Annotated in this window: 9 protein-coding genes and 1 rRNA gene; all 10 read right to left on the bottom strand. The window is 70.2% G+C overall.

Annotated elements, in window-relative coordinates:
* Nucleotides 1–266: 266 nt before the first annotated feature.
* Nucleotides 267–1,774, bottom strand: a 16S ribosomal RNA gene (locus ACG83_RS13855).
* Nucleotides 1,775–2,485: 711 nt separating this feature from the next.
* Nucleotides 2,486–3,196, bottom strand: a complete 711-nt coding sequence (locus tag ACG83_RS13850) for a DNA-3-methyladenine glycosylase (protein ID WP_054566653.1) — start codon at nucleotides 3,194–3,196, stop codon at nucleotides 2,486–2,488.
* Complete coding sequence (gene argH, locus ACG83_RS13845; RefSeq protein ID WP_152991376.1) at nucleotides 3,181–4,719, bottom strand: argininosuccinate lyase; 1,539 nt, start codon at nucleotides 4,717–4,719, stop codon at nucleotides 3,181–3,183. Before argH ends, ACG83_RS13850 begins: the two co-directional genes overlap by 16 nt.
* Nucleotides 4,716–5,918, bottom strand: coding sequence for an argininosuccinate synthase (locus tag ACG83_RS13840; RefSeq protein ID WP_006545426.1), 1,203 nt, complete (start codon nucleotides 5,916–5,918; stop codon nucleotides 4,716–4,718). The genes argH and ACG83_RS13840 overlap by 4 nt, the downstream gene beginning before the upstream one ends.
* A gap of 94 nt (nucleotides 5,919–6,012) precedes the next feature.
* Entirely contained in the window at nucleotides 6,013–6,588 is a 576-nt protein-coding gene (gene argR, locus ACG83_RS13835) for an arginine repressor (protein WP_054566652.1), read from the bottom strand.
* Complete coding sequence (argF, locus tag ACG83_RS13830) at nucleotides 6,585–7,538, bottom strand: ornithine carbamoyltransferase (RefSeq protein WP_054566651.1); 954 nt, start codon at nucleotides 7,536–7,538, stop codon at nucleotides 6,585–6,587. The genes argR and argF overlap by 4 nt, the downstream gene beginning before the upstream one ends.
* Nucleotides 7,535–8,764 carry an acetylornithine transaminase gene (locus ACG83_RS13825; RefSeq protein ID WP_054566650.1) on the bottom strand — a complete coding sequence of 410 codons (1,230 nt, stop codon included), beginning with the start codon at nucleotides 8,762–8,764 and terminating at the stop codon, nucleotides 7,535–7,537. Before ACG83_RS13825 ends, argF begins: the two co-directional genes overlap by 4 nt.
* Nucleotides 8,761–9,732 carry an acetylglutamate kinase gene (gene argB, locus ACG83_RS13820; protein ID WP_054566649.1) on the bottom strand — a complete coding sequence of 324 codons (972 nt, stop codon included), beginning with the start codon at nucleotides 9,730–9,732 and terminating at the stop codon, nucleotides 8,761–8,763. The genes ACG83_RS13825 and argB overlap by 4 nt, the downstream gene beginning before the upstream one ends.
* Nucleotides 9,729–10,892 (bottom strand): bifunctional glutamate N-acetyltransferase/amino-acid acetyltransferase ArgJ, encoded by a 1,164-nt coding sequence (gene argJ / locus ACG83_RS13815; protein WP_054566648.1) that lies wholly within the window; start codon nucleotides 10,890–10,892, stop codon nucleotides 9,729–9,731. The genes argB and argJ overlap by 4 nt, the downstream gene beginning before the upstream one ends.
* A 163-nt stretch (nucleotides 10,893–11,055) precedes the next feature.
* Nucleotides 11,056–12,120, bottom strand: a complete 1,065-nt coding sequence (argC, locus tag ACG83_RS13810) for an N-acetyl-gamma-glutamyl-phosphate reductase (RefSeq protein WP_054566647.1) — start codon at nucleotides 12,118–12,120, stop codon at nucleotides 11,056–11,058.
* Nucleotides 12,121–12,230: the final 110 nt, after the last annotated feature.

Raw genomic sequence — 12,230 nt, 5'->3', positions numbered from 1 at the left:
CGCACACCCACCCCGGCAGCCACAGGCCAACCAGGGCGGGGACGTACACGAGGGCATCTCACTCCCTCAAAACCCAACAGCGTACCGATCCTTCAGGAAGACCCAGCCCCAGGAACACACAGGAACCCAGAACACCAGACCAACCCGGCAGAACAAGTCAGCGTTCCACACCCATGAGCACACCAGACCAGCCATCCGACCGGCCTTCGCTCTGCGCCAGGCACCCACCCACTACAGGCAAAGCACCCAACCAGAAAGCTCCTTAGAAAGGAGGTGATCCAGCCGCACCTTCCGGTACGGCTACCTTGTTACGACTTCGTCCCAATCGCCGGTCCCACCTTCGACGGCTCCCCCCACAAGGGTTGGGCCACCGGCTTCGGGTGTTACCGACTTTCGTGACGTGACGGGCGGTGTGTACAAGGCCCGGGAACGTATTCACCGCAGCATTGCTGATCTGCGATTACTAGCGACTCCGACTTCACGGGGTCGAGTTGCAGACCCCGATCCGAACTGAGACCGGCTTTTTGGGATTCGCTCCACCTCACGGTATCGCAGCCCTTTGTACCGGCCATTGTAGCATGTGTGCAGCCCAGGACGTAAGGGGCATGATGACTTGACGTCATCCCCACCTTCCTCCGAGTTGACCCCGGCAGTCTCCTATGAGTCCCCGCCATGACGCGCTGGCAACATAGGACAAGGGTTGCGCTCGTTGCGGGACTTAACCCAACATCTCACGACACGAGCTGACGACAGCCATGCACCACCTGTGCAGAGCCCCTAAGGACCCCATATCTCTACAGGATTTCTCTGCATGTCAAGCCCTGGTAAGGTTCTTCGCGTTGCATCGAATTAAGCCACATGCTCCGCCGCTTGTGCGGGCCCCCGTCAATTCCTTTGAGTTTTAGCCTTGCGGCCGTACTCCCCAGGCGGGGCGCTTAATGCGTTAGCTGCGGCACGGAGGCCGTGGAAGGTCCCCCACACCTAGCGCCCAACGTTTACGGCGTGGACTACCAGGGTATCTAATCCTGTTCGCTCCCCACGCTTTCGCTCCTTAGCGTCAGTTCCGGCCCAGAGACCCGCCTTCGCCACCGGTGTTCCTCCTGATATCTGCGCATTTCACCGCTACACCAGGAATTCCAGTCTCCCCTACCGGACTCTAGCCTGCCCGTATCGACTGCAGGCCCGGGGTTGAGCCCCGGGTTTTCACAGCCGACGCGACAGGCCGCCTACGAGCTCTTTACGCCCAATAATTCCGGACAACGCTTGCACCCTACGTATTACCGCGGCTGCTGGCACGTAGTTGGCCGGTGCTTCTTCTGCAGGTACCGTCACTCTCGCTTCGTCCCTGCTGAAAGAGGTTTACAACCCGAAGGCCGTCATCCCTCACGCGGCGTCGCTGCGTCAGGCTTTCGCCCATTGCGCAATATTCCCCACTGCTGCCTCCCGTAGGAGTCTGGGCCGTGTCTCAGTCCCAGTGTGGCCGATCGCCCTCTCAGGCCGGCTACCCGTCGTCGCCTTGGTAGGCCATTACCCCACCAACAAGCTGATAGGCCGCGGGCCCATCCCAAGCCAATAAATCTTTCCACACCACCAGATGCCCAGCAGTGTCATATCCGGCATTAGCCCCGGTTTCCCGGAGTTATTCCAGAGCTTGGGGCAGGTTGCCCACGTGTTACTCACCCGTTCGCCGCTAGGAGCAAGCTCCTCGCTCGACTTGCATGTGTTAAGCACGCCGCCAGCGTTCGTCCTGAGCCAGGATCAAACTCTCCATCAATGCTTGAAAGAGATGGCCAGGCCGCCAAGCCCAACCGATCCTGGCAAGACAGATCCTCGTAAGATCGTCTGTCATTGCCAAAGGAATTTCCCACCACAACCAGAACATCAAGCCCTGGCCATGGACGGGGGTTTAAAACTAAATGGCACTGACTATTCGGTACGCTGTTGAGTTCTCAAGGAGCAGATGCTGCTGGGATCACGCCGCGAAGCGTACATACCCAGGCAATTTGCTTTTCAAAGTTCTTTTCGGTCAGGTGCGTCGCAAATGCCTCGAAGGCTGCGATCCCGCCCGAAGACCCGACCTTGCGGTCCGATCCCGCGTCCCGAGTGGAGCCACCCTGTTCGGTGTCTGCCGTGTCTCGCTGACAGAGAGAACATTACGGGGGGATGTCCGGGGGCGTCAAATCAATCGGGTCTCAAGATGTGTGACGTATGTCACAGCTACCCAATCGGAGCTTGACGGTGCTGTCTGGTATGCGAGGCTTAGGGTTCTGCGCTCGAACAGGTGATCGGCCTCCGGGCCTGCTCCCAGGCCATCCGGCACCGCTCGGGCACCCCCGTCGGCGTGGGCCGCGAAGCTCCGGCGCCGGCAGCGCGCCGCTGCACGGCACCGGGGCCCCTGCATCCGGTCTGGGCATCGGCACCGGAGCATCGGCACCGGGGCATCCGCAGAGTCAGTCATCCCGGGCTTCCGCGCAACGCGCGCAGCTCACCGCTGCACCCGACGTACCGGTGGCACTCGGCTCACCGATGGCTCGCCCAGGAGCCAGAACCGGTTCGGCAGGTGAGCTCCGGCTCTGATCCCGATGCGCGGTCCACGGCCCACCTCCTCATCCGCGACCGGCGTGCCTCGGTGCACGGTCACGGGCCCACCGCCCGTCAGGTCCGTCCCGGTGCACGTGCCGTCGACGCCCAGCACCCGGGCGAAGCGCCCGGGGCCGGAGGCCACCCGCCGGGCCGCGAGGCTGCCGGCGGCCCGCCCGGAACCAGGCCCCCGGTCACCACGGCCCCGATCCGCGGCCGCCAGGCCCACCTCCGGGCCGAACCGCTCCGAACCAGGCGTGACACCGCCGAGCGCCTGCGGATCGGCACCGGCCGCGCAGACGCTCCCGGCCCGGACGAGAACCGCCGCCGCCGTTCCCTCCGGGCCACACACGACGTTGAAACACCAGTGCATGCCGTACACGAAGTAGACGTAGGCATATCCCGGTGGCCCGAACATCACCGCGCTGCGTGGAGTCGGACCGCGCCGAGCGTGGGAGGCGGGATCATCCGTCCCGCCGTAGGCCTCGACCTCGGTCACCCGCAACGCGACCGGCCCGTGCCGGATCGTCGTCCCGAGCAGATCTCGGGCGACGACCAGCACGGGCCGGTCGTAGAAGTCTCGGTCGAGGACGGGTCCGCTCAGTTCCCCGCCCAGGCCCGGTCACGGTCCAGTACCGGAGCCAGGTCGCGGATCTGGTCCCGCACCCGATCCGGGGCCGTGCCGCCTGGCGCCGAGCGTGCCTCCAGCGCCCCGCGCACCGACAGAACCGAGCGGACGTCCGCGGTGAGCAGCGGGTTGATCGCCGCCAGGTCCTCCGCGGAGACGTCGTCGAGCTCGGCGTCGTGGGCCACGCACCAGGCGACCAGCTGGCCGACCGCCTCATGCGCCTCCCGGAAGACGACGCCGTTGCGAACCAGGTACTCGGCGACGTCGGTCGCGAGCGCGAATCCGTCGGGCGCGGCCCGTTCGAGCCGCTCCCGGCGCACCCGCATCGTGGCGACCATGCCGGTCATCGCGGGCAGCACGACCAGCAGGGTGTCGACCGCGTCGAAGACCGGCTCCTTGTCCTCCTGCAGGTCGCGGTCATACGCGAGCGGCAGGCCCTTGAGAGTCGTCAGGAGAGCGGTCAGCGCACCGATGAGCCGGCCGGACTTGCCCCGCGCGAGCTCGGCGATGTCCGGGTTCTTCTTCTGCGGCATGATCGAGCTGCCGGTCGCGAAGGCGTCATCCAGCTCGACCCAGCCGAACTCGCGGGTCGTCCACAGGACGATCTCCTCGCCGAGGCGGGACAGATGCACGCCCGTGAGCGCCGCCGCGAAGAGGAACTCCGCCGCGAAGTCCCGATCCGACACCGCGTCCAGCGAGTTCGCGAAGGCCCGGTCGAACCCGAGCTCCGCGGCCACCCCCGCCGGGTCGAGCGGCAGGGAGGAGCCGGCGAGGGCGCCTGCTCCCAGCGCGCTCACCGAGGCCCGGCGGTCCCAGTCACGCAGCCGGTCGACGTCCCGGACGAACGCCTGGACGTGCGCGAGCAGCTGGTGACCGAACGAGATCGGCTGCGCGTGCTGCAGGTGGGTCATTCCCGGTGCCGGGGTGTCGACGTGCTGCTCGGCGAGGGTGACGAGCGCACTCGACAGCTCGGTGAGCCGGCCCGCGACCTGCCGAGCGTGGTCGCGGAGGTAAAGGCGCAGATCGGTGGCGACCTGGTCGTTGCGGCTGCGCCCGGCGCGCAGCTTGCCGCCGAGGGCGCCGAGGTTCTCCAGCAGCCCCCGCTCCAGCGCCGTGTGGACGTCCTCGTCCTCGACGGTGGGACGGAACCGGCCCTGGGTGACGGCATCCGACAGGTCGTCGAGTGCCTTCAGCATCGCAGCCAGCTCGCCGGCGTCGAGCAGCCCCGCCCGGTGCAGCACCCGGGCGTGGGAGCGGGAGGCGAGCAGGTCGTAGGGCGCCAGCCGCCAGTCGAACTGCACGCTGACCGACAGCCGGGCCAGCGCCTCGGCCGGCCCGCCGGCGAACCGCCCGCCCCACAGCCGCAGCGGCGCGGATCCGTCCGCACCGGGCACCGAGCCCACGTCGTTCGTCGGGCCCGCGTCGTCATGCGCCCGTTCGGGATCCATCGTCACTCGCTCCTCGTCGACCGACGGGTACTCCCCCGTCGCCACCGGACCGACCGACGTCATGGGTGCAGCCGCTGCTCGCGGGCCGCCCAGACCTTGGTGGGCAGGCCCCACAGCTCGATGAACCCGCGAGCGTCGCTCTGGTCGAACTGGTCGCCGGCATCGTAGGTCGCCAGCGCGTGGTCGTAGAGGCTCCCCGGGCTGCGACGCCCGACGACCTGGGCCACACCGCCAGACAGCCGGATGCGCACATCACCGGAGACGCCGGCGCTGGACGAGTCCACGAAGGCGTCCAGCGCGGCCTTGAGCGGCGAGTACCACAGCCCGTCGTAGACGATCTCGCCCCAACGCTGGTCGACACCGCGCTTGAACCGGGCGATGTCGCGCTCGAGGGTGAGGTCCTCGAGGTCCCGGTGCGCCGTCAGCAGGGTGATCGCACCCGGGCACTCGTAGATCTCGCGGCTCTTGATACCGACGAGCCGGTCCTCGATCATGTCGATCCGGCCGACCCCCTGAGCCCCGGCCCGGGTGTTGAGCTCGGCGACCAGCTCGACCAGCGACAGGGCACGGCCGTCGAGCGCGGTCGGCACACCGTCGGTGAACGAGATCGTGACCTCGTCGGCCGGGCGCGGGACGGTCGGGTCGGCGGTGTAGACGAAGACGTCCTCCGGCGGCTGCGCCCACGGGTCCTCGAGGATGCCGCACTCGGCCGTGCGGCCGAACAGGTTCTGGTCGATCGAGTACGGCGACTTCTTCGAGACGTCGATCGGCAGGCCGCGCTCCTCCGCGAAGGCGATCGCCTTGTCCCTCGTCATCCCGGAGTCACGGACCGGGGCCAGCACCCGCAGGCCGGGAGCCAGCGCCATCACGCCGACCTCGAAACGGACCTGGTCGTTGCCCTTGCCCGTGCAGCCGTGCGCGATCGCGTCCGCGCCGTGCTGGCGGGCGGCCTCGACGAGGTGCCTGACGATGATCGGCCGCGACAGCGAGGAGATGAGCGGGTAGCGGTCCATGTAGAGCGCGTTCGCCCGGATCGCCGGGGCGACGAAGTCCGCCGCGAACTCCTCGCGTGCATCGACCACGATCGATTCGACGGCGCCGCAGGTGAGGGCACGCTGGCGGATCGCCTCCAGGTCCTCACCGCCCTGGCCGACGTCGACGGCCAGGGCGATGACCTCGGCGCCGGTCTCGGCGCCGATCCAGCCGATGGCCACGGACGTGTCGAGGCCGCCCGAGTAGGCAAGCACGACGCGTTCGGTCACTGGGTATCTCCTTAGTTCTGGCTCAGGTTCTCTGGTACTGGCTGAGGTTCTGGCTCAGGTTTCGTCGACGCGGTTGTCGTGGACACGGGCTGGCTCAGCCCGTGTCGTCATCCGGGCCCGGCGGCTCGCCGACACCGTCCCGGGGCGTCGGTGCGGCGGGCCTGGCCCGGCCGTCGGCAAGGGACAGCAGCCGGCCGGCGAACTCCGGGCCGGCCGACGAGCCGTTGCGCCCCTGCATCGCCCGACAGACCACGAGAATCGTGTCGTCGCCGGCGATGGTCCCCATCACCTCCGGCAGGGCCGCCCGGTCGAGGGCTGAGGCGAACAGTTGCGCGGCGCCCGGCGGAGTCCGCAGCACGACGAGATCACCGTTGGCCTCCGCCGAGACCAGCAGCTCCTCGCAGAGCCTGGTGAGCGGAATGCGCACGGCCTCGGCCGGGGCCTGGTTGACGTCCACCCGGTAGATGAGGACGCCGTCGGGCCCACGGGCCTTCGTCGCGCCGATGTCCTCCAGATCGCGGGACAGGGTGGCCTGGGTGACCTGCACGCCCTCCGCGAGAAGCAGACGCGCCAGCTCCGCCTGTGACCGTACCGACCTGGCCGCGATCAACCCGGCCAGACGCGCCTGCCGGGCGTGTTTCGTCAGGGGGGCCGCCGCGCGGATCGTCATCGGAGGGCGGCCTCCGACGATGCGTCGTCGAGCAGGACCGACAGCAGTGCCTTCTGGGCGTGCAGCCGGTTCTCCGCCTGGTCGAACACCACCGACCGCGGGCCGTCCAGCACCGCGGCGGAGATCTCCACGTCGCGGTGCGCGGGCAGGCAGTGCATGACGATCGCGTCCGGGCGCGCGGCCTCGACGACCTTCTCGTCCAGGCGGTAGGGTTGGAAGACGAGCGCTCGGGTGTCCGACTCGTCGTCCTGGCCCATCGACGCCCAGACGTCGGTGTAGAGCACGTCCGCGTCGGTCGCGGCCTCCAGCGCGTCGTGCATCACCAACGCCTCGCCGCCGGTGACCGCGCCGATCTCGTTCGCCTGCCGGACGACCTGGTCGAACGGCTCGTAGCCGGGCGGAGACGCCACATGAACCCGCATCCCGGCCATGGCCCCGGCGAGCATCAGCGAGTGCGCGACGTTGTTGCCGTCGCCCAGGTAGGTCAGGGTCAGGCCCGCGAGGCGGCCGCGCAGCTCACGGATGGTCTGCAGGTCGGCGAGCGCCTGGCAGGGATGGGCGTGGTCGGAGAGCGCGTTGATGACGGGCACGGTGGCCGCCGCGGCCATCCGCTCGACCCTTTCCTGCGCGAACGTCCGGATGACGATCGCGTCCACGTAGCGGCTGAGGACGGCGGCTGTGTCCTCGATCGTCTCCCCCCTGCCCAGCTGGGTGGAGGCGGAGTCGATCACGATCGGGTGGCCGCCCAGCTCGGCTACCGCCACGTCGAACGACAGGCGGGTCCGGGTCGACGGCTTCTCGAAGATCAGCGCGACCGATCGGCCCTCGAGTGGACGGGGGGCCGTGCCACGCTCGCGGCGGGTGGCCTTGAGCCGGTCGGCGAGATCCAGCAGTGCGGCCTGCTCGGCCGAGGTCAGGTCCGTGTCGAGCAGGAAGTGTCGGGCCGTCATGGGCTGACCTTAGAGCTTTCGCCCGGCTTCTTCCCGGCCTCGGCCCGGCCACGGCCAGCCAGGACGCCGGCGGTGATTCCGGGCAGCGCCGACACGAACGCGTCCAGGTCGGGCTGGGTGATCACCAGTGGTGGCGCGAGCCGGACGACGTCCGCGGCGACCGCGTTCACCAGGAAACCCGCCTCGCGTGCGGCGGTCTCCAGTTCGGCGGCGTAGGGCCCGTCGAGCTCGATCGCCCGCCACAGCCCGACGCCGCGTACCCCGGTGATGCCGGCGGCACCGGCGGCGAGGATCCCCGCGCGCAGCGACTCGCCCAGCGCGGTCGCGTGGTCGAGCAGGCCGTCGGCCACGATCGTGTCCAGGACCGCGAGGGCGGCCGAGCAGACCAGGGGGCCGCCGCCGAAGGTGCTGCCGTGGTCCCCGGGCTGCAGCAGGCGCCCGGCGGCGCCGATGCCGACGCAGACCCCGATGGGCAGCCCGCCGCCCAGCCCCTTCGCGAGGGTGATCACGTCGGGGACGACTCCCGCGGTCTGGTGGGCGAACCAGGCGCCGGTGCGCCCGATGCCGCTCTGGACCTCGTCGAGCACCAGCAGCGCGCCGTGCTCGTCGCAGGCCGCGCGGGCCGCCGCGAGGTAGCCGGGCGGCGGCGCCACCACTCCGCCCTCACCCAGCGTCGGTTCCAGGAAGACCGCGGCCGTGCGCTCGCTGACCGCCTCGGCCAGCGCCTGCGCGTCGCCGTAGGGAACGAAGCGCACACCGGGCAGCAGCGGCTCGAAGGGCGCCCGCTTCCCGGGCTGGCCGGTGATGGACAGCGCTCCCATGGTCCGCCCGTGGAAGGCGCCCTCGGCCGCGATGATCTCCGACCGGCCGGTCCGACGGCTGATCTTGATGGCGGTCTCGTTCGCCTCGGCGCCCGAGTTGCAGAAGAACGCCCGCCCGTCCACGCCCAGCAGCTCCATCAGCCGCTCGGCCAGCAGCACCTGCGGCGTGTTCACATACAGGTTCGAGGTGTGGCCGAGCGTGTCGAGCTGCGCGACCACAGCGGCCCGCACCGCCGGATGGCAGTGCCCGAGGACGCTCACCGCCACACCGGCGATCAGGTCCACGTACTCGCGGCCGTCGGCGTCCCACACGTGGGCACCGGCGCCACGGGTCAACGCGATCGACGGCCGGCCGTAGGTGGCCATGACGACGGCGTCCCGCCGGTCGAGCAGGTCGGCGTTCACGATTCTCCTTCGGTGATGTCCGTTCCGGGGCCGGCCGTGCCGGGGCCTGCCCCGTCGTCGGCCCGGATCAGGGTGCCGATCCCCTCGTCGGTGAAGACCTCCAGCAGCACGGCATGAGGAACCCGCCCGTCGAGCACGTGGGCCTGGGGAACCCCGCCGGAGACGGCCCGCAGGCAGGCTTCCATCTTCGGGATCATTCCGGACGACAGGGAGGGCAGGAGCCGCTCCAGCTCGCCTACCGTCAGTTCACTGATCACCTCGTCGCTGGCCGGCCAGTCCGCGTAGAGACCTTCGACGTCGGTCAGCACCACGAGCTTCGTCGCTCCCAGCGCCAGGGCCAGCACCGCGGCGGCCGTGTCCGCGTTGACGTTGTACACCCCGCCGTCGAGCCCGCGGGCCACCGAGGCCACGACCGGGACCTTGCCCGAGTCCAGCAGCGCGTTGACGGTCTCGGGCTGGACCTCGACCACGTCACCGACCAGCCCGACGTCCACGGCCTGGCCGTCGACCATCGCCGGGCGGCGACGGGCGGTGAACAGGTTCGCGTCCTCGCCCGAGAGGCCGACCGCGAACGGGCCGTGGTCGTTGACCAGGCCGACGACATCCCGGTTGACCTGGCCGACGAGGACCATCCGGACGACCTCCATCGTCTCGGGCGTGGTCACCCGCAGGCCGCCGACGAACTCCGAGGCCACCCCGAGCCGCTCCAGGTGCGCGGTGATCTGCGGGCCGCCGCCGTGCACGACCACCACCCGGATGCCCGCGTAGCGCAGGAAGACGATGTCGGCCGCGAACGCCTCCCGCAGCTCGGGCCGGGTCATCGCGTTCCCGCCGTACTTGATCACCATCGTCGCCCCGTGGAAGCGGGACAGCCACGGCAGGGCCTCGATGAGGACCTTCGTCTTCGTGAGCGCGGAATGCCCACGTGCCCGCGCGGCCGGGCCGCGCGTCGACGGACTGTCGCTCATGTCGAGTACGCCGAGTTCTCGTAGACGTACCCGTCGGTGAGGTCGTTCGTCCGCACGACCACCTCGGCGGCGCCCGCGTGCAGGTCCGCGACGATGCTGATCTCCCGCCCGGAGAGGTCGACCAGGTCCCGGGACTCACCCGGAGCGCCGGCCCGGCACACCTGGACACCGTTCATGGCCACGTCGAGCTGGTCGGGCTCGAACGCCGCGGCGGTGGTGCCGATCGCCGCGAGCACCCGGCCCCAGTTCGGGTCCTTGCCGTAAAGCGCGCACTTGAGCAGGTTGTTCCGCGCGATCGCCCGGCCGACCTCGAGCGCGTCCGCCTCGGAGGCCGCCCCGGTGACCGTGATAGAGATCGTCTTCGTGGATCCTTCGGCATCGCCGAGCATCTGGCTCGCCAGGTCCTCGCAGACGGCGGTGACCAGCTCGGTCAGCTCGGCCTCGGGCAGCGCCCGCCCCGACGCACCCGACGCGAGCAGCAGCACGGTGTCGTTCGTCGACAGGCAGCCGTCGGAGTCGACCCGCTCGAAGGTCGTGCGGCAGGCCTCCCGCACGGCACGGTCGAGAGTCGCGGCGTCGGCGACGGCGTCGGTCGTGACGACGACGAGCATCGTCGCCAGCGACGGCGCCAGCATGGCCGCGCCCTTGCCCATGCCGCCGACGGTGACGACGCTCCCGCCCTCCCGGCTGTGGCGGACCGCCTCCTTCGCCACGGTGTCGGTGGTGCGGATGGCCTCGGCCGCAGCGCCCCCGCCGCTCGCGGACAGCGCGGCCACCGCCTCGACCACCCCCGGGAGCAGGAGGTCCATGGGCAGCGGGACACCGATCAGGCCGGTCGAGCAGACCGCGACCTCGCCCGCTCCGATGCCGAGCTCGGCGGCGACCCGCTCCGCGGTGGTGTGGGTGTCGGCGAACCCTGCCGGCCCGGTGCAGGCGTTCGCCCCACCGGAGTTGAGCACGACCGCGCGCAGCCGGCCGCCGGTGAGGACCTGGCGGGTCCACAGCACGGGCGCGGCCTGCACCCGGTTGCGGGTGAACACGCCCGCCGCGGCATCGGCGGGACCGTCGTTGACGACGATCGCGACATCTGGACGCCCGGACGGCTTCAGCCCGGCCGCGACTCCGGCGGCCCGGAAGCCCTGGGCTGCGGTGACGCTCATGCCTGTTCCCCTTCCCCACTCACTCCGACTACGGACCGGCTACCCATGGCCCGGCGAGCCGCGACCCGGCGAGCCACGATCCGGCGTGCCATGACCCGGCGTGCCATGACCCGGCGTGCCATGGCCCCGCGCCCCGCGGCCCGGCGACCCGCGGTTGACACGGTCACGGGGCGAGGCCCTGGGCGCTCAGGCCGGTGCCCTCCGGCTGGCCGAGCATGAGGTTGGCGCACTGGAGCGCCTGGCCCGCGGCGCCCTTCGTGAGGTTGTCGATGGCCGCCACGACGACCACCCGGCCGGCCTCGGCGTCCACCGTCGCCTGCAGGTGCACGCAGTTGCTGCCGAGAGTGGACGAGGTGTGCGGCCACCGGCCCGGCGGCAGCACCCGCACGAACGGCTCGCCGTCGTAGAAGGCTCGCAGGATCCCGGTGACCGTCTCGGCGTCCGCGCCGAGGCCGGTGCCCAGATCGTCACCAGCCGCGAGCTCGGCGGACAGGCGGGCGGTGCAGGTCGCCAGAATGCCGCGCGGCATCGGCGCCAGGACCGGGGTGAACGACAACGACACCGGTGACCGCGCGTACCGGGTGAGGGTCTGGACGATCTCGGGCCGGTGCTGGTGACCACCGACCTTGTAGGCGGTCAGGTCACCCATCACCTCACTGCCGAGGAGGTTGACCTTCGCCGACCGCCCGGCACCGGAGGTGCCGCTCGCGGCGACGACGACCAGGTCGGACGGATCCACCGCGCCGGCCGCGATCAGCGGCACCAGCGCCAGGGTGATCGCGGTCGGGTAGCACCCCGGCGCGGCGACCCGGTTGCTGACCCTGATCTCCTCCCGGGCCCCGGGCAGCTCCGGCATGCCGTAGGTCCAGGCGCCGGCGTGTTCGCCACCGTAGGCCCGCCGCCACACCTGCGGGTCGGCCAGGCGGTGGTCGGCCCCGAGATCGACGACCCGCACGCCGGCCGGCAAGGTGGCCGCGACCGCGCCCGACTGCCCATGCGGGAGCGCGAGGAAGACGATGTCGGCGCTCGTGTTTGCCAGGGCCGCGGTGTCGACGAACACCCGCCCGGCGAGATCGGGCAGGTGCGGATGCACCTCGGCCACGTCCACACCGGCGGACGTGTTGGCCGCCAGGTCACCGATGTCGATGCCGGGGTGGCCGAGCAGCAGCCGAAGCAGCTCCCCGCCGCCGTACCCGCTCGCGCCCGCAACCGCCGCAGTCACACCCATGACTGAAAACTTATACACACCCGCCTATGGAAATTCAAGAGGCTGGTCACGCGACCGCACCGGCGACAACCTCCAGAGCGGGGGCACCTATTACCGATTCGTTACGTGAA

Origin of the sequence: Frankia sp. R43, assembly GCF_001306465.1 — a bacterium.
Taxonomy (GTDB): domain Bacteria; phylum Actinomycetota; class Actinomycetes; order Frankiales; family Frankiaceae; genus Parafrankia; species Parafrankia irregularis.
The sequence above is the reverse complement of the archived record's forward strand: the minus strand, read 5'-3'. Positions and strand labels throughout refer to the sequence as shown.

Bases quoted from the DNA above. Each gene is read 5' to 3' on its own strand.
- argH (WP_152991376.1), bottom strand. From the start codon at position 4,719: ATGACGTCGGTCGGTCCGGTGGCGACGGGGGAGTACCCGTCGGTCGAC.
- argR (WP_054566652.1), bottom strand. From the start codon at position 6,588: ATGACGATCCGCGCGGCGGCCCCCCTGACGAAACACGCCCGGCAGGCG.
- argF (WP_054566651.1), bottom strand. From the start codon at position 7,538: ATGACGGCCCGACACTTCCTGCTCGACACGGACCTGACCTCGGCCGAG.
- argB (WP_054566649.1), bottom strand. From the start codon at position 9,732: ATGAGCGACAGTCCGTCGACGCGCGGCCCGGCCGCGCGGGCACGTGGG.
- argJ (WP_054566648.1), bottom strand. From the start codon at position 10,892: ATGAGCGTCACCGCAGCCCAGGGCTTCCGGGCCGCCGGAGTCGCGGCC.
- argC (WP_054566647.1), bottom strand. From the start codon at position 12,120: ATGGGTGTGACTGCGGCGGTTGCGGGCGCGAGCGGGTACGGCGGCGGG.